General features: G+C 35.5%; 17 protein-coding genes. 1 reads left to right on the top strand and 16 read right to left on the bottom strand.

Annotation, left to right across the window (positions count from 1 at the left end; all coding sequences use genetic code 11):
- Positions 1-8: 8 nt before the first annotated feature.
- From FGD67_RS07905 to pseB, 12 genes are all read right to left on the bottom strand, one after another.
- Positions 9-980, bottom strand: a complete 972-nt coding sequence (locus FGD67_RS07905; protein ID WP_257174494.1) for a hypothetical protein — start codon at positions 978-980, stop codon at positions 9-11.
- A 40-nt stretch (positions 981-1,020) separates the two neighbouring features.
- Positions 1,021-2,310, bottom strand: coding sequence for a glycosyltransferase family A protein (locus tag FGD67_RS07910; protein WP_257174495.1), 1,290 nt, complete (start codon positions 2,308-2,310; stop codon positions 1,021-1,023).
- Entirely contained in the window at positions 2,310-3,080 is a 771-nt protein-coding gene (locus FGD67_RS07915) for a cephalosporin hydroxylase family protein (protein WP_257174496.1), read from the bottom strand. The genes FGD67_RS07910 and FGD67_RS07915 overlap by 1 nt, the downstream gene beginning before the upstream one ends.
- On the bottom strand, positions 3,073-4,137 hold the full coding sequence (locus tag FGD67_RS07920; RefSeq protein WP_257174497.1) for a class I SAM-dependent methyltransferase: 1,065 nt from the start codon (positions 4,135-4,137) through the stop codon (positions 3,073-3,075). The genes FGD67_RS07915 and FGD67_RS07920 overlap by 8 nt, the downstream gene beginning before the upstream one ends.
- A 1-nt stretch (position 4,138) precedes the next feature.
- Positions 4,139-4,960, bottom strand: a complete 822-nt coding sequence (locus FGD67_RS07925) for an NAD(P)-dependent oxidoreductase (RefSeq protein ID WP_257174498.1) — start codon at positions 4,958-4,960, stop codon at positions 4,139-4,141.
- Positions 4,957-6,174, bottom strand: coding sequence for a class I SAM-dependent methyltransferase (locus FGD67_RS07930; protein ID WP_257174499.1), 1,218 nt, complete (start codon positions 6,172-6,174; stop codon positions 4,957-4,959). Before FGD67_RS07930 ends, FGD67_RS07925 begins: the two co-directional genes overlap by 4 nt.
- Positions 6,174-6,722, bottom strand: a complete 549-nt coding sequence (gene rfbC, locus FGD67_RS07935) for a dTDP-4-dehydrorhamnose 3,5-epimerase (RefSeq protein ID WP_257174500.1) — start codon at positions 6,720-6,722, stop codon at positions 6,174-6,176. The genes FGD67_RS07930 and rfbC overlap by 1 nt, the downstream gene beginning before the upstream one ends.
- Complete coding sequence (gene rfbG, locus FGD67_RS07940; RefSeq protein WP_257174501.1) at positions 6,719-7,795, bottom strand: CDP-glucose 4,6-dehydratase; 1,077 nt, start codon at positions 7,793-7,795, stop codon at positions 6,719-6,721. Before rfbG ends, rfbC begins: the two co-directional genes overlap by 4 nt.
- Positions 7,795-8,565, bottom strand: a complete 771-nt coding sequence (gene rfbF, locus FGD67_RS07945) for a glucose-1-phosphate cytidylyltransferase (protein WP_257174502.1) — start codon at positions 8,563-8,565, stop codon at positions 7,795-7,797. The genes rfbG and rfbF overlap by 1 nt, the downstream gene beginning before the upstream one ends.
- 151 nt (positions 8,566-8,716) lie before the next feature.
- Complete coding sequence (locus FGD67_RS07950; protein ID WP_257174503.1) at positions 8,717-9,838, bottom strand: hypothetical protein; 1,122 nt, start codon at positions 9,836-9,838, stop codon at positions 8,717-8,719.
- The gene (locus FGD67_RS07955; protein ID WP_257174504.1) at positions 9,838-11,001 is read right to left on the bottom strand and encodes a glycosyltransferase; all 1,164 of its coding nucleotides are present in this window, start codon (positions 10,999-11,001) and stop codon (positions 9,838-9,840) included. Before FGD67_RS07955 ends, FGD67_RS07950 begins: the two co-directional genes overlap by 1 nt.
- A gap of 11 nt (positions 11,002-11,012) precedes the next feature.
- Positions 11,013-12,008, bottom strand: a complete 996-nt coding sequence (gene pseB / locus FGD67_RS07960; RefSeq protein ID WP_257174505.1) for a UDP-N-acetylglucosamine 4,6-dehydratase (inverting) — start codon at positions 12,006-12,008, stop codon at positions 11,013-11,015.
- 142 nt (positions 12,009-12,150) lie between these two features.
- On the opposite strand from pseB, the gene pseC reads away from it, so the two are divergent.
- The gene (gene pseC / locus FGD67_RS07965; protein ID WP_257174506.1) at positions 12,151-13,296 is read left to right on the top strand and encodes a UDP-4-amino-4,6-dideoxy-N-acetyl-beta-L-altrosamine transaminase; all 1,146 of its coding nucleotides are present in this window, start codon (positions 12,151-12,153) and stop codon (positions 13,294-13,296) included.
- A gap of 32 nt (positions 13,297-13,328) precedes the next feature.
- On the opposite strand, the gene FGD67_RS07970 is transcribed toward pseC, so the two are convergent.
- Genes FGD67_RS07970 through FGD67_RS07985 form a run of 4 tightly spaced genes read right to left on the bottom strand, consistent with a single transcriptional unit; the run spans position 13,329 to position 16,445 of the window.
- Positions 13,329-14,156: a class I SAM-dependent methyltransferase gene (locus tag FGD67_RS07970; RefSeq protein WP_257174507.1), complete on the bottom strand. Its 828-nt coding sequence runs from the start codon at positions 14,154-14,156 to the stop codon at positions 13,329-13,331.
- A gap of 45 nt (positions 14,157-14,201) precedes the next feature.
- A complete protein-coding gene (locus FGD67_RS07975) occupies positions 14,202-15,485 on the bottom strand; it encodes a motility associated factor glycosyltransferase family protein (protein WP_257174508.1) in 1,284 nt (427 codons plus the stop codon).
- A gap of 20 nt (positions 15,486-15,505) precedes the next feature.
- Positions 15,506-15,766 carry a hypothetical protein gene (locus tag FGD67_RS07980; RefSeq protein ID WP_257174509.1) on the bottom strand — a complete coding sequence of 87 codons (261 nt, stop codon included), beginning with the start codon at positions 15,764-15,766 and terminating at the stop codon, positions 15,506-15,508.
- Entirely contained in the window at positions 15,759-16,445 is a 687-nt protein-coding gene (locus FGD67_RS07985; protein ID WP_257174510.1) for a hypothetical protein, read from the bottom strand. Before FGD67_RS07985 ends, FGD67_RS07980 begins: the two co-directional genes overlap by 8 nt.
- Positions 16,446-16,448 lie beyond the last annotated feature (3 nt).

Here is a 16,448-nt window from a genome sequence, read left to right on the forward strand (position 1 = left end):
GATATTTTTTAAGATAAAAATAAACCTCGATCTTCTAAAAACATTCTAAAACCAAGATACTTTTGCATTGATTGCTTCTCAATAATATCTACTAATTCTTTAGGCTGTTCTTTGTAAATTCCGATATTTTTAATTGATTTTTCAGGATTAAAATATTCATGCACCTTATCGCGACGACCACACATTTTACCAAGGTATTTATCTCTATGACTTGGTGATTGAACAAAACTCTCAAAGTCATGTACAAAATAATGATTAACAATTAAATCAAAGTACTTTTCTATTTGTTGTCTTGCGTTATCTATGTGCCAGTTAAAGTGCCTACAATGCCATTCAACATTTTCAATTGTATTTTCTTTTTGATAACAACGATTAAAATCAAATGTGACATCGCGAGGATCTCTCAATATTGCTGAAGTTAGACCATCAGGAATCAATGTGGATAGTAATGGAAACACCCCAGGGGGATCATTTTTAAAAACAAGAACATCAATAGTTGAGTCTAGACTGTTTTGAATAATAGCAACTTCTTTGCACCAAATCGCAACAGCTTCTTTTAAGTACTCAATGATTTCCAATAAAGGTAAATTAAGCAGATTATCAGGAAGTGATCCTACTGATTTATCAACAGCATGATAATATTCTCCTCCATACTCTTTAGCCAATAGGACTCGATTGTTAAGGTGTAATATTTCACCATAGCTCAAACCTTCAAATTTAGTACTTAAAAGCCCCTTTATTGATTCACAGAGTACTTTTTTGTCAAAATTATCAACATCACCTTTTAATTTTTTTATTAATAGACCACCAAAAGAATGATTACATTTGAGTAAACCAAATTCATTACATGGCGCACATAACATATCTAAATCTCTCTCAGACGGAGACAGAACACCTTTTACAGATTGATAATTTAATAAAAAATCAACTTGAGAAGTGCAGCCAGAAAGGCCAAATCCACATAAATTTATAAACTTCATTTATTAATATCACTATTTTTAAAATAAACACTAAAATTCATTATATTTTTAGTAACTTAGCACTTTCCTGATAATATTCAGCATAATAATTCATCGCGTCTTCAAGTAAATTATAATTCAAATACTCGCCTTGAATTCTAAAAACTTGATGTTTGAGCCAATTAATCTCAGCTCGTTCTTTAGCTGACACATAGCCGATATATGTACCAATATCTTGTCCACCAGCAAATGAAATCTCATCTAATGATGGTTGAGCTGAATCATTTTTTTTAAGTTTATAATAAATATATTTTTGCTTTTTTTTACTACATTTATCGACTAATACTTGCCAAGCAGTGTAAGTAGCAGATTTTTCTTCCTCACTATCCCAGTATTCTATTCTATCAATATCCTCTTTAACTCTGACCAAGAGGTTACTCGTGTTAATGGATAGTTTTTTAAATTCGTTATTATCACTAAGCTTTTGGAAATATAAAAAGTCATGCGCTATAAAATTATTAAGTGCAACACCTATTCCTTCAAGAGGTAATTTATTCTGCTGGAATTTTAGGAGATTATAATCTGAAAAAAAATCTTTAAACTTCTTAGTGTTTGTAACGGCTTGAAATCCATTTGATATTTCAGGTGAAGCACAAACCAACATCAAAGGTTGCCCCAAATCTAAGCACCTTGGTAATAATGATAAAGCTGCTGTCATAGAAGTAATATCAGGCATTAAAGGTTGAAATATTCGCCCGTAACTTACTTTCATTTTGTCTAATAGATTCCGACTAAAACAACCGGAATATATTTTCCCTAAACATTCTTTTGGGCCTAAATTTCTCGAGTACGGTGTTTTATTAAAAGAAAAGCGTTTAGATAATACTTCTATTGGCGAAAAGTACGTTGCTTTTCTAGGTTTAAATTTAGGTATATATTTCCCTAAGAGCTTTGCTTCACCTGACTTAGTAACAGTAACAGTTTCATTCCACCAAGAAACTAAATCCGCAGGTTTGTCTAACAATATGGCATGTAAAACTTCCAAAGCATCACTTCGAAACAAATACTTTTCACTGATGACAGTAACATATTGCCCATTTGCTTTAGAAACCGCAAACTCCCAATTATCTGCCATTGGCAAAGGAGTTTCAGGCTGAAAATAATGAAATCGTTTATCATTTTTATAAGCTTCAAACTCGTTTTTACATGACGCATTAATAAAGTTATCTGCAACAATGACTTCAAAATTTTTAAAACTTTGCTGCGCCAAATAATACAGACTATATCTAACAAATTCAGGCCTATCTCTTGTCGGTATTACAATAGAAATAAATGGGCTAATTATTAACATCACTTAACTCTTTTAAGATAACCACTTGGTGCAACAGTTATTTGTAATTTATTGTCAATTTTATCATCAATAATAAATTCAGGGTGATGCTTTAAGTATTGATGTACTGCTGTCTTAGGATTGTTACCAACCCCCCAAGGACGATTTTCAGATATTTCATCTGGCAAATCATCTACGATGCCATCAAAGACAACACAATAGCTATTGTAACTAACCAACGGCGCATAAGCCTCTAATTCGGCCAATACATGTTCATGTGTATGATTAGAATCTAAACAAACTAAAATGCGCTGATAATCTGCCGAAAATGCCTTAATTCTATCTATTACTGTAGAAGAAATACTTGAACCTTCAATCATTTCAATGAGGTGCCGTAAGGGGTGTTCATCGATATTGCTTCTATTGTGTGAACGAATATCAATATCAATACCTACCACTTTTCTTTTTGACTCTTTGGGATGAAAAGTACAACCTGTTTTTATTGCATCACAATAATCAAGCATGGCCAGCATAGATGCACTTAAAACTAAAGATCCCCCTCTTGCAATACCTGTTTCAATAATCAAATCAGGTTTTATTTCCCATATTAACTCTTGTATAGCTACCATATCTTGTGGATATTGAATTATGGGCAATCCCAACCAAGAAAAATTATAAGAATAATGACTCTGAATAGAACTAAGCATAAACTGATGGCTTGATGCGATTAATTGATGATTATTTTTATTTTCTTCAATTCTCTTTGATTTTTCTTCTTGAAACTTATCCATTCTCAATGCTCACATACGTATATCTGTTTTTTGTTATATTTTTGATTTCATCAACATAGTTTGAATTCATCACATAAATAATAGAATTTTCATCTAACATTTTCATTGTTTGCTCTGGTGAAGACACTTTAATTCCTGTTCGCGGCAAGTGTTTGTTTTGCTTCATTGGATTAATATCGACTACAACGTCCACTATTCGGTCATTATTTTGTTGAATTAAGCAATAAATAACACCTTTAGATGATGCACCCCAGACTGCATCAATTGAAAGTTTAGGATCTGAAGTATTCATTAAATTTAGACTAAATTTTAAATAATTAACTACATTTTTTTCTAAAAACTTAGGCTCTTGTAAGCTTGAAAGTTCTGCAACCACGTAAATATATTGTCCTTTGAATAAAGTTCCACTCTCATAAATCCAGCCAAAAAGCTGAAAAAAATCCGCTAGACGGAAATAATTAACATGTTCATAATAAATATCAAACCAAGCATTATTTTTAATGATCCAATCAAAACAAGGTACTTCAATATAAATTTTCCCTTCACCTCCATTTTCAAGCTTTAATTGCTGTAAAAAATCAAAGGGATGTGGAATATGTTCCAGCACATGACGTAAAATTATATGCTTAGCACTTAAATTTAAAGCTTTAGAGTAATATTGTTTGATGATGTTCTCGTTATTTCCTTGATAACTAGGGTCAACACCAATAATATCAAAACCTTGGTTCAATAAATGTTCTAAGAAATAGCCTTTACCACAACCTATTTCAAGTAAAGCATATTTACCTATTGTATTAATAATAATAGAGGCAACATCTTCAAGATGAGATCTGAATACATTACTCAATGCCTGTTCATTTTGGTAATGTTCATCATACTGTATTAACTTATTATCAAAAGCATTATTATAAATTAGGCCTGTATTTAAGTTTTGCACTAAACACATATTTCCAACGACACAATTAACAGCCTCAGCGTTTGTGTCATAAACCCTATTTTGTAATACTGGTAAACTATTAAGCTGATATAAAACTTTAACGTTCTCTCGTTGAGTCATACTAATTAACTCCAACAATAAAAAGGGGCTCATCCTTTTGAGTTAATCTAGCTCCAAACTTTAGCAAGTCTTTTTTTCCATATTCATCAGCAATTTTCTCAACAAACGCCCTAACTGTAATGCCTTTACCTGAGCAAATATTTTTAGCCCCTGAAATATGACTTAAAGCAAAATCTACAATCATAATCGCCGCCTCTTTTACATCAATAAAATCTCGGATTTGTTTACCATCACTCAATTCTACTTCTTGATTATTGTGCAGCTGACTATGAACATAAGCGGCTAAACGACGTTCGTCTTCTCCTTCACCAAACAGATAAAAAAGACGGCACCATAGAAAGTCGACGGCTGTTTCATTAAAAAGTTTCGATAGCTGATGAAATGTTTCAACTTTAGCTTCAGCATAAATACTATTTGGTTTCAAAGGCGTTTTAACAGAAAGTAATTTTTGAGAAACATCATATTCAAAACATGTACCTAAACCGATAAAACGAGTTACTCCTGCTTTAATTGCAGCCTTTGCCATCGCAATAGTTCCAGTGACACAAGCGAAATTTTCTTCTGAATACAAATACTTTCCGGGTTCTACATACCAAGCACAATGGATAACAACATCGACGCCACTCAGTATGTTTAATAACCGTAATTCAGACTCTTGAAACAAATCATTCGTTAAAATAATCTCAACTGAAGTGTGTGCAAAAATAGTTTTTTTATTATTTCGCACGACCGCTTTCACATGACAGTTTTTTTCTACCAGCGATTTAACAACCTGATTGCCGACAAAGCCGTTTGCTCCTGTAACAAGTACTGTTTTTGTCATAACACGTTTAGCTCTGGAATCACCGTCAAGAATTTCACATTATTTAAATAAGAAAGTTGTCTTGTCACTTCCTCTTTAATATTCCACGGTAAAATAAAAATATAATCCGGTTGACGATGCTCTAAATACTTAGGTGATTTTATAGGAATATGACTACCTGGCATTAGCCTATTTTGCTTTGAGGGCGCAGCGTCACATATCACAGGTAAAAGATCAGTAGTAATTCCCGCATAGTTTAATAGCGTATTACCTTTAGCGGCGGCGCCATAACCCATGACGCTTTTACCACGTTTTTTTTGCTCAGTAAGAAAAGCGATAACATCTTGTTTAATTTTTTCAATTCTTGGTTGAAAGGCTAAATAATAATGAAGACATTGCAGACCTTTTTCTTTCTCATCATTCATCATGTTAAGCACGGCATCTGTTACCTTAAAGTCAGCTTGTTGATGACTAAGATAAAGTCGTAAGCTTCCACCGTGGGTTTCTAGTGGCTCAACATCATACACAGCCAAACCTAACGCTGCGCAAATATGATGTACTGTTGATAGCGACAAATATGAGAAGTGCTCATGATAAATGGTATCAAACTGATTATTTTCTATCAATTGCAACAAATGTGGAAACTCTAAGGTAATGGTGCCTTGACGCGACAATGACAATACTAAAGCTTTAATAAAATCTTTAATATCAGGCACGTGTGCCAATACATTATTAGCAATAATAAGGTCAGCCTTGGGATATTCCTTGGTTAATAACTTAGCGCTTACCACAGAAAAGAAGTCATTTATTACAGGTATATTTAATGCTCTGGCAGCTTCAGATGTGGCAATAGTCGGTTCAATACCAAGACAAGGAATACCGGCATCAACAAAGTTTCTTAATAAATAACCATCGTTAGATGCTATTTCTAAAACAAAACTATTCGTTGATAATGACAAACGTTGCGTAATCATCGTGACGTAATCTTTAGCGTGCTTTAACCAACCTGTAGAAACAGATGAAAAGTAGGCATAATCTGCGCTAAACAGTTTATCCGCATCAATAAAGTCTTGAGTCTGTACTAACCAACAATTATTACAAACGAAGACCTTGAGCGGATATTTTTCTTCAAGTGCATCACTATTTTCTGGCAAAATATAAGCGTTAGAGGGGGGCATTTCACCTAAATCGACAAAGACATGAATCAATTGTTGTTCGCAATATCGACACTTCATTAACCTGCCCCACTATAATGTTGATCGATTAATGGATAACTTTTATCTTTCTCTGAAAGCTCGGTGCAGCTCAACGGCCAGTTAATCGCCAGTGTCGGGTCATTATACAAAAGGCCAGCCTCATGCTCTGGTTGATAGAATTCAGTATGTAAATATAGCATTTCACTTTTTTCTTCAATAACTTGAAAGCCATGGGCAAAGCCCTCAGGTATCACCATCATTTTTCGACTCTGTGAAGACAGTTCAAGCCCATACCAATGTAAGAATGTGCTCGAGTTTTTTCTTAAATCGACAGCTACATCAAAAACTTTACCTTTAATACAACGGACAAATTTAGTTTCTAATGCGGGAAAGCGTTGAAAATGTAGGCCTCTGATCGCACCAATTTCATTGGTTATTGAGCAGTTCACTTGCGCTATTTGCTTATTTTTTAACAGTACAGAGAATGGTTTAGGGCAAAAAAATCGAGAAAAACTGCCTCTGCTATCTTGAATAGCATCCGTTTCAACCACTAATAGGTCTTTAATCGGGGTGGTGATAATATTCATGATATTTTCGCCATATCAAGACAATATTGCTGTATTTGCGTAAGACAATATTGCTGTGAGCTATGATTTTTATCTATTTGATTTTCATGCCATGAAGCCACATTATCTAAAGCTTGATTAATATTCCAAGCAGGCTGCCACCCAAGTCGATGATAAGCTTTTTGGTAATTTAACGTTAAGCAAGTGGTTTCATGAGGTTGCTTATTGGCATGAACAGTTAACTTTACATCACTTTTTAATTTAGTTAATAAATATTTAGCCACCCATTGTACTGATTGATTACTGCTATCATTGGGAGCAAAATTCCACGCTTGGGCATATGAATTATCACCTTGAAATAACTTCTGGGCCAATAACATATATCCTGATAGGGGTTCTAACACATGTTGCCATGGTCTTATGGCATTGGGGTATCTCAGTTCAATATCACTATGATGAACAATCGATTTGAGAATATCGGGGATCAAACGCTCTGGAGCATAATCACCACCACCAATAACATTACCGGCTCGTGCCGTTGCTATCTTTAACTGACAAGCCTCATCTGCCAAAAAGGATTGACGATAAGACGCGACCATTAATTCTAAACAGGCTTTACTACTGCTGTAGGGATCATAGCCCCCTAGCGTATCGTCTTCGGTATAACCTTCGACAGATTCGTTATTTTCATAGCATTTATCGGTTGAAACCATGACAACCGCCTTGACATCAGGCGTTTTTTTAACCGCTTCTAAAAGATTAAGCGAGCCCATCACATTCGTAGAGTAAGTCTCAATCGGATCATGATAAGAAGCTCTAACTAACGATTGCGCGGCCAGGTGAAATACTATTTCAGCTTGTGAACTTTCAAGTGCGGTATTTAACAGTTTAGCGTCTCGAATATCACCAATAATACTGGCCATGTTTTCAGCAACATCTGCTTGCTGAAATAAGCTCGGTGAGGTAGGTGGCGCCAGTGAAAACCCGGTAACGTGAGCACCAAGCTTTTGTAGCCACAAACATAACCAGCTGCCTTTAAAACCAGTATGCCCAGTTACCAGTACTTTTTTTCCTTGCCAAAAATTTTGCTGCATTACCACTTTTTCCATGGTGCTTGGCCACTGTTCCACAACTTTTCTAATTGATTTTTATCACGTAAAGTATCCATAGGTAACCAAAAACCATGATGCTTAAAACAAGATAACTCCCCTTCCTCAGCTAATTTTTGCAAAGGCTCCTGTTCCCACATAGTTGAAAAATCATCAATATATTTAAATACTTTTTTTGACAAAACGAAATAACCACCGTTAACCCAAGTATCATCACCTGGGGGTTTTTCTTGAAAGTTACTAATTTTGTTACCCTCAATATTAAGGGCGCCAAATCGGCCCGGCGGTTGAATAGCAGTAACAGTCGCGAGTTGTTGTGATGACAAGTGGTGCGCAATGATGTCGTTAATATTTGCGTCAGTTACGCCATCACCATAGGTAAAGCAAAAATGCTCATCTTCAGCGAGGTAATGCTCTATTTTTTTTAAGCGTCCGCCGGTACCAGTTTCCAACCCCGTATCGACCAATGTTACTCGCCAAGGCTCAGCATGATTAGAATGAATTTCCATTTTATTTTTTTGCATATCAAAAGTTACGTCTGACATATGCAAAAAATAATTAGCAAAATATTCTTTCACTACATAGCCCTTATAACCACAGCAAATAATGAAGTCATTAATGCCATGCAAGGAGTAAGTTTTCATAATGTGCCAAAGAATAGGTTTACCCCCTATTTCAATCATAGGTTTTGGTTTTAAATGTGATTCTTCGCTAATACGCGTACCTAAACCACCTGCTAATATAACGGCTTTCATTTATTTTTATTCTCTTTTTAAATATGAAATTATATTACCCATTTTGCAGATACCTAATCCTTCGTCTTTCTATACACTGCTGCTTGAGATAAAAGGGATACAAATAGCGCTGATTAAATACATTCAAAATCAGTGCCATAAATATAGTATGCTAAACATTTTTTAACTTAAAGGCGCTTAGCGATTGCAATATTTTATCAATACTTGTATCAAGCTCAATTACCGTGCCTTTTGCATAACTTGCTACTTTCTCTGCTTGCGCGCCTAAATCAAAACAAACAATTGTCAGGTCTAATATCATTAACTCTTCGACAACATAGGAAAATGTTTCTGGACAAATAGAGGGGAAGAAAAAAACATCTATGCTATTTTGTTCAATCAAAGACGATAACTCTGCGGTGCTATATGCACCTAGCAGCTTAATGTTTTCACGTGATTTCCCTGCCTCAAACTCACCAAAAACGACAATATTATGTAATGACTTTATTACGGCTATATGGTCACTCAATGCTAATATTTTTCCCGAACCTTTATGCAGTGCCATATTGCCAACAACACCGATATTACATGCTTTGTGTGGCGTTATATCTATCTTATCTTTGACAAAATAAGCCATATTATGTGGCTCGACGGTAATTTTATTTTTCAAGCTCGGATAGGCTTTAACGATAAGGCGCTCACTTGCATGAGAAAATGCTAATACTTGATCAGCCAGCGCTAAAAGCTCGGCCCAAATTTTTCGCCAATTTTCCGCATTTGGCTCCCTAAGCGTGTTAATAGGGTGAAGCTTTTGACAATGGTTACATGTTTTTTCATCAGGCACATCACAATATTGCCATTGATAATTCAATAAATTAAAGCTCGGACAAAGCGCATAATAGTCATGAAAAGCAATACTAATATTAACCTTGGCTAGCGCTTGTAGATATTTAGCAACGGCACTGACGAATAGCGTCGCGGGTTTAAAACTGACTAAGGAATTAACGATAACCTGTTGAAAATTTATATTTTCTAACACAGCAAAAAGCGCTAAAGCGTCAATTTTTTCTGACTCACTGATTATTGATTTTTTTGCCTGGCATTGATAAAACTTCATCACAACGCTATGCACTTGCAAGCGATGTGTCGATATAACCAATAAAACAGCAAAGCCCTGTTGTAAAAAAGTGGCTATTTTTTCTTCGCGATATTTAGTTGTTCCGCCGCCAAGATCATGATCAAATAAAAGCAGTGTTTTTTCGGTGTTAATAACTTTATCAATAAATGCTTTCATCAGGGGTAACCTTGATAAGGACTAATAACTAAATGCTGTTGATTTTTTTTCACAAGTTGGAGCAAAATATCTTGATAATAGCTAATTGAGGCAATGAAAATAGGGATGTTGATATTATCGTCAATAAACTGCTGTAAACTTAATACCGGAGTACCTTCAATTAAATACTGTTTTTCTTCGGCTTTTTTATCAATAAAACAATGCACCACTAGTTTATGTTTTGCAAACGACTCATTGATCATTTTCAGAGCAAAAACCCCTAATGCGCCAGATGCATAAATGGCAATTTCAGTGGTTTGTCCCTTTCGACAAATGGCATTGAGCGTAGGGATAATGGCAATAATATTATCAACCATTGTAGCTGTACTATTGGTTAATTGTTCATATTGTCGTTTAGGCAGAGCAAAGTGCTGGTAAACGGCTAAGTATACCTTGGCAAATTCATTTTTAGTTATGCGCCAATCGTCAATCGACTTTCCAGAACGTGTGGTATTAATATGTGTTCTAAAATAATTGAGTGGTTGCGCTACAAAGGCAATATCTTTTGCTTGTAACAGCTTAATATAAAACAGCCAGTCACCGAGATATCGACATGAGCAAACATTTTCATCCAATAAGGAGAAGGCTTCTCGCCTGAATAAAATTGCGCTGACATTAGGTATGCAGTTACGTTGTGATAAAAATCGTAGTACAAACTCGTCACCGGCATAACAAAAGTTATCTGCCCATAAATTCGCATCTAGATCTTCTGTATGTCGATAATAACTGCCAATAATATTATCTTGAACATCAACCTCGTAAGATTGGCTATAAGCCATTATGGCTTTTGGGTTCAAGGCTAATGACTCAACGAGATTTGCTAGAAATGTTGGATCGGCAAAGTCATCTGATTCCGCAAGCCAAATATATTCTCCTTGTGCGTAATTAACACCTTTTTGCCACTGTAAAAATGTAGAACCGCTGTTACTTGCATTGACCTCTAGTTGGGTTACTTTCGGATGATTAGCATATTTACTAAGGATTTCAGTGCTGTTATCACTACTACAGTCATCAAGTAATATAAGTTCAAAATCTTGATAACTTTGTTCGAGAATAGACGCTATTCTTTTTTCTAGAAACGCTTGGTGATTATAGTTGGGAACAATAACACTAACTTTAGCCACAAAACCTCCCGCTAAAGTATTTGTTTATTAAGTTTTTTAATTTCTTCAACGGTGAGAAATTCAGGGTTATTACCTGAGTGATATTCAAACTCTTCTGCTACGGCCTGGCCGGTTTCATGCAGTTTATTTTGCTTATAATTTACCGATTCAAAAAATTTTATTGCCGGGGTGATAACAAAATGGTCATGAAACTCTAGGGTTTGGCGACTATCTTCTTCAGTGACCATAAGTTCATGCAGTTTTTCGCCCGGTCTTATGCCAATAATATCTATTTCAGCACTATCGGTCATTGATTTTGCCAAGTCTGTCATAAATATTGACGGAATCTTAGGCACAAATATCTCACCACCTTGCATACGTTGAAATGCCTTGAAAACAAAGTCGACACCTTGAGATAAAGGTAGCCAAAATCGGGTCATGCGAATATCGGTGATTGGAAAAGAATTTTCCCCTTTTTGGGCTAACTTAGAAAATAATTGTAAAACAGAGCCGCGTGAGCCAGCTACATTGCCATAACGAACCACAGAAAAGCGGGAGCCGTTTTTTCCAGCCATATTATTGGCCGCAACAAATAACTTATCAGAAGCCAACTTACTAGCTCCATAGAGGTTGATGGGGTTTGCCGCTTTGTCAGTAGATAGAGCGACTACTTGTTTAATTTTTTGCTGAATAGCGGCTTCAATTACATTTTGACCACCAATAATATTAGTTTTAATGCATTCCATAGGATTGTATTCTGCTGCCGGTACATGTTTAAGTGCTGCAGCATGAACAACATAATCAACATCAACCATTGCGGTAATTAAACGGGACTTGTCACGTACATCGCCAATAAAAAACCGCATAGCGCTGTGAGTAAATTCTTGTGCCATTTCATATTGTTTTAACTCATCCCGAGAAAAAACAATAACTCTAGAAGGCTTGTATAATTTTAATAATGTTTGAATAAACTGACGACCAAAGGAGCCGGTGCCACCAGTAACGAGAATACTCTTATCATCAAACATATAACCTACTCAATTTAATTCTTTAATTATTAGAATGATAAAAGTAATAATGCGATAAATCCATATAAATCCATGATTTATTCTTTTCATATCGGTATTATCTGTTTTACATTAGGTAATATACGTTTTAAATAAGATACATATGATCCCATACGGTAGGCAGTCTTTAGATGACGATGATATCAATGCAGTTGTGGATACGCTGAAATCCGATTTTTTAACCCAAGGCTCCAAAATTCCTGCATTTGAATTAGCGATTGCAAACTATGTAACAGCTAATCACGCCGTTGCTTTAAGTAGCGCAACAGCAGCATTGCATATTGCCTGCTTAGCTCTTGAGCTTTCTGAAACAGACATTGCTTGGACAGTACCTCTAACCTTTGTAGCTTCAGCAAATGCGATAAGATATTGCGGAGCTACAATTGATTTTGTAGATATTAACCTAGATACCGGTTGCATTTGTATCGATGCTTTAGCTAAAAAGCTACAGGAAGCTAAAGAAAGTGAAAAATTACCTAAGCTACTCATAGTTGTTCATTACAGCGGAATTAGTTGTGATATGAAGGCTATAGCAGAACTCTGCCACCCTTATCAAATTAAAATTATTGAAGATGCTTCACATGCTATTGGCGGGAGTTATAAAAATAAACCCGTTGGTTGTTGTGAGTATAGTGATTGTACTATTTTTAGTTTTCATCCCGTAAAAATAATTACTAGTGGTGAAGGAGGGATGATCACCACTAATAACGCCCCTCTAGCAGAGAAATGTCAACTCCTTAGATCTCACGGAATACACAAAAACATCAAATCAATGTGTAATAAAAATCCTGAACCTTGGTTTTACGAACAACAAAGTTTAGGGTTTAATTACCGTATGAGTGATATTCATGCGGCGCTAGGATTAAGTCAGTTAAGAAAGTTAAAAACATCAGTGCACATCAGAAACCAGCAAGCTCAACAATATAAAGATGCACTCGCACATTTACCTGTGAAATTATTACAAGTACCTGAACGAACCTATTCATCTTGGCATTTGTTTGTTATTCGCATAGACCCTAACCAAGCTATCAATAGATCAAAGCTATATCAATTATTAATAGATGCAGGCATAGGTTGTCAGGTACATTACATACCTGTACATACTCATCCATATTATCAAGAACTTGGTTTTGCTTGGGGTGATTTTCCAATCGCCGAACAGTTTTACCAAAACTGTATTTCCATTCCTATTTTTCCTGCTCTAAAAAAGCAACAGTTTGTCATTAAAACCTTATGTGACTTACTATAGATTAAATTATAATAACAACTTCAAAGTGTTGATTACTCTTTAACTTTTAATATAACAGCATCTTGATGGTTATTTATTCCTCGAACTACATAGTCAGTAATATCAAAGTACTTTGTCCAGTGCTGACGAACATAGTCTTCTGTATGAAAGCTGGTTTGATAAAAGTCAGGAAGTTTGTCTAGCTTTAACCAACCAGTAGCTCCTTCCATATAACCGAAGCCTTTACTTCTTACTTCTTTTTGACGACTTTCAGGTAGCCTATTTATACAAAAATCACCATGAACTGATAGAATAATAGTCGCTTCGGGTTTTGCTATTCGTCTTAACTCTTTAAGCCAAGAATCTTGATATTCTTCGTCTAAATGGGTAAATACAGAAATGCCATAAATTAAGTCAAACGAGTTATCAGCATAATTCATAGGAGGTTGATAGCCATTAACTTGCCACTGAATATTAGATAAATTATTTGCACACCAGGTGACAAGTTCTTTATCTATGTCTGTTCCATATAACCTACATGAAAAAGGAGCATCTTGAAAATTTCTAATAACTCGACCAGAACCGCAGCCAAAATCTAAAACATGATCAAAATCATAAAGATCACGACCACTTAAACGACATAGCTCTTTTATATCGCTAGCAAGGATATGACCTAACGCTAAAAAGGAGTTTTTGTCTAAACCACCATGAACACGATGTCTTAATCTTGCCGGTGGAGCAATGACATAATTGGTAGAACGGCGCTCTTTCCAATCACTATAGTTCGTTGCAAGTAACTGCCATTGAAAAACAAAAAATCGATAGATATACTTTGATATATAAACAGGTTTAGTTGATCTTAAATACTCTCGATTTATCATATTGCTTAATCCATATCTCTTAAAATGTATTTAATAATGTTGCGACTAAGGTATTGATAGTGAAGCCGTTCCCGCTATTTTTGCACCTTTTAAACTACCATTTACAAACTTAACGTCCGGTTTTGACATAATATATCGCTCTAAATCTCTTAAGTAACCGCGATAATTTAGCATAGTGGCTATTCGCTCACCTTTACCGTTTAGCACCCAGTCAGAAGAAGTGCTATAATGCTCTGTGTTTTGGATTCCTTGTCCCGAGGCATAGGTTTGGTTATCAGGAAAGCCGAAATCAGCTCCCAATAATATGATTTCTTCTGCCCCCTTTTGAACAGCTAAATCTATTGCTGGATGGATAACACTACCTGAAATATAAAGCTTTTCTTTAGGATATTTTTTATCCAAATTATTATATAACTCCCCAAAAGAATATACGCAATAACGATCACTTGGCCAATTCTCTATTAGCTCCAACGAAATCCGAGGAAAGTATACTAACGACGTTTGCTTCAATTTCGTGAAATCAACGTCTGTCAATGTTAATCGCGAAGAACGATCGGCACTAACGACAATATCAGGAATAATATTATTATTTAGTAATGGTTTAACAGCAGCGTCGACAGCAATTAAAGTTTTACGTGTGTTTGAAAGTTGATTTTTCTGCAACAATTCAAAATGCTCTGAAAGTGTTGGACCTGCTGCTGCTATGTAAACCCCATTAATCACAGGAACCGATAATTCATCAAGACTAGGATCTTTCTCTATATATTCGCTGTTTTCTTCGATGCTTTCTTTAAACCATAGATGGTCATTACGATGTAACCGACCAACAAAATCGCGATCTAACTCTAAAATGACTCTGTCTCTAATTTGTGCCGACTCTTCATCAGCAAGCACTAGTTCAGCAGGCACGGCAGCAAACGGTTGATATACCTCTTTCAACTGTTCTGATAACAGTAATATAACCCGTTCATCCGACAACCAATGCGTATGGTCGATGACGTTAAGTACATGAACAAATAAATCAATATTTAATATACAGACATACAGCTTCCCCAACTGCTTTCTTTTCAGCAATACATCACATAAATCACCTAAACCTACACCATAAACAAACGCCGTTGCACTCTCTTCTGGTATAAGTTCTGCTTGTAAATTTGCCTCATCAATTCGATCGTAATTACTGGTGAGTTGAATACCGTTGACTAGGATGGTATTTTGCTCAACTTCCACATTGATAGAAGCAAGGTTTGCACTTGCTATTTTTTTTCGAACTTTTGGAAAGCGCCGCCCTACTATAGTCAGATTTTTGGATAAAACTTCATTTGTCATTTGTATCTCTATTAAAAAAACTAAACCGTTATAATTTTAACTATTTCGTATTGTAAAATATCTGCAATATAAACCATGTCTTTACGTTGCTGAGCGTCATGCATCACTGCAAGTATCGGTGCCAATTCTGCAATTTTACCTTGTGGCAATGATTGAGCTAATGCTTCTAATAACCTAAAAGTCTTGTTTAACGTTGCGCCAGTATAACCAGTCTGCCCTTGTCTGATGAAAGTAACAGTCTCATTAATAGCTTCGATAATATTTTCAGAATTTTTATTCACTGCTATTACCTTCATTAAAGATATCACTAATGACATTAACTTGGGATGCCATAAGTCGATGTCTGGGGTATTGTCCTACAACGGATTGATTTAGTAAAACAGTGCTATTTATCAGTAATGAATTAGCCCCAAATACCACATTTTCACCAATATTACAGTTACCAATCACTGACGCTTTTGAATACAAAATACAGCCTTTACCAAACTCAGGATAGACTCCTGCTAACGTAGAGCCGACGGTGACATTTTGATAAACCACTAAATAGTCTTGGTATTTTGCATTGCCTAATACAGTGCCTACCGGATGTACCAGCATAAATATCTCAGGTAATTCAACACTATAAAAACAATCAAAACCGTTCAGCGCTTTGTTTAAATAAAACAACTTTTCAGCAAGCGTTATTTTATTTTCACGCCATGCTTGATTACTCAGCACATACAAAAAACTTGCATAATGATCACTGTTTAAGTGGTTAAACAATGTCTGGCTTTTACCGTTATCATCTAACGACTGGTAATACTTACGATGAATATGTCCAAAGCAATAACTTATGCGTTGTAGTGCCTGATTCATAATATCGTCAATATCAATCGAGTGTTGCTGCTGATCAGGGAAGAAATTACTTAACTGAATTGCAACATAGCGACTGAGTTCTTGTTCTGTTAGTGACATTTTCATGCT

It is taken from the genome of Colwellia sp. M166 (genome assembly GCF_024585285.1).
Taxonomy (GTDB): Bacteria; Pseudomonadota; Gammaproteobacteria; order Enterobacterales; family Alteromonadaceae; genus Cognaticolwellia.

Bases quoted from the DNA above. Each gene is read 5' to 3' on its own strand.
- FGD67_RS07905 (WP_257174494.1), bottom strand. From the start codon at position 980: ATGAAGTTTATAAATTTATGTGGATTTGGCCTTTCTGGCTGCACTTCT.
- FGD67_RS07910 (WP_257174495.1), bottom strand. From the start codon at position 2,310: ATGTTAATAATTAGCCCATTTATTTCTATTGTAATACCGACAAGAGAT.
- FGD67_RS07915 (WP_257174496.1), bottom strand. From the start codon at position 3,080: ATGGATAAGTTTCAAGAAGAAAAATCAAAGAGAATTGAAGAAAATAAA.
- FGD67_RS07920 (WP_257174497.1), bottom strand. From the start codon at position 4,137: ATGACTCAACGAGAGAACGTTAAAGTTTTATATCAGCTTAATAGTTTA.
- FGD67_RS07925 (WP_257174498.1), bottom strand. From the start codon at position 4,960: ATGACAAAAACAGTACTTGTTACAGGAGCAAACGGCTTTGTCGGCAAT.
- FGD67_RS07930 (WP_257174499.1), bottom strand. From the start codon at position 6,174: ATGAAGTGTCGATATTGCGAACAACAATTGATTCATGTCTTTGTCGAT.
- rfbC (WP_257174500.1), bottom strand. From the start codon at position 6,722: ATGAATATTATCACCACCCCGATTAAAGACCTATTAGTGGTTGAAACG.
- rfbG (WP_257174501.1), bottom strand. From the start codon at position 7,795: ATGCAGCAAAATTTTTGGCAAGGAAAAAAAGTACTGGTAACTGGGCAT.
- rfbF (WP_257174502.1), bottom strand. From the start codon at position 8,565: ATGAAAGCCGTTATATTAGCAGGTGGTTTAGGTACGCGTATTAGCGAA.
- FGD67_RS07950 (WP_257174503.1), bottom strand. From the start codon at position 9,838: ATGAAAGCATTTATTGATAAAGTTATTAACACCGAAAAAACACTGCTT.
- pseB (WP_257174505.1), bottom strand. From the start codon at position 12,008: ATGTTTGATGATAAGAGTATTCTCGTTACTGGTGGCACCGGCTCCTTT.
- pseC (WP_257174506.1), top strand. From the start codon at position 12,151: ATGATCCCATACGGTAGGCAGTCTTTAGATGACGATGATATCAATGCA.
- FGD67_RS07970 (WP_257174507.1), bottom strand. From the start codon at position 14,156: ATGATAAATCGAGAGTATTTAAGATCAACTAAACCTGTTTATATATCA.
- FGD67_RS07975 (WP_257174508.1), bottom strand. From the start codon at position 15,485: ATGACAAATGAAGTTTTATCCAAAAATCTGACTATAGTAGGGCGGCGC.
- FGD67_RS07985 (WP_257174510.1), bottom strand. From the start codon at position 16,445: ATGAAAATGTCACTAACAGAACAAGAACTCAGTCGCTATGTTGCAATT.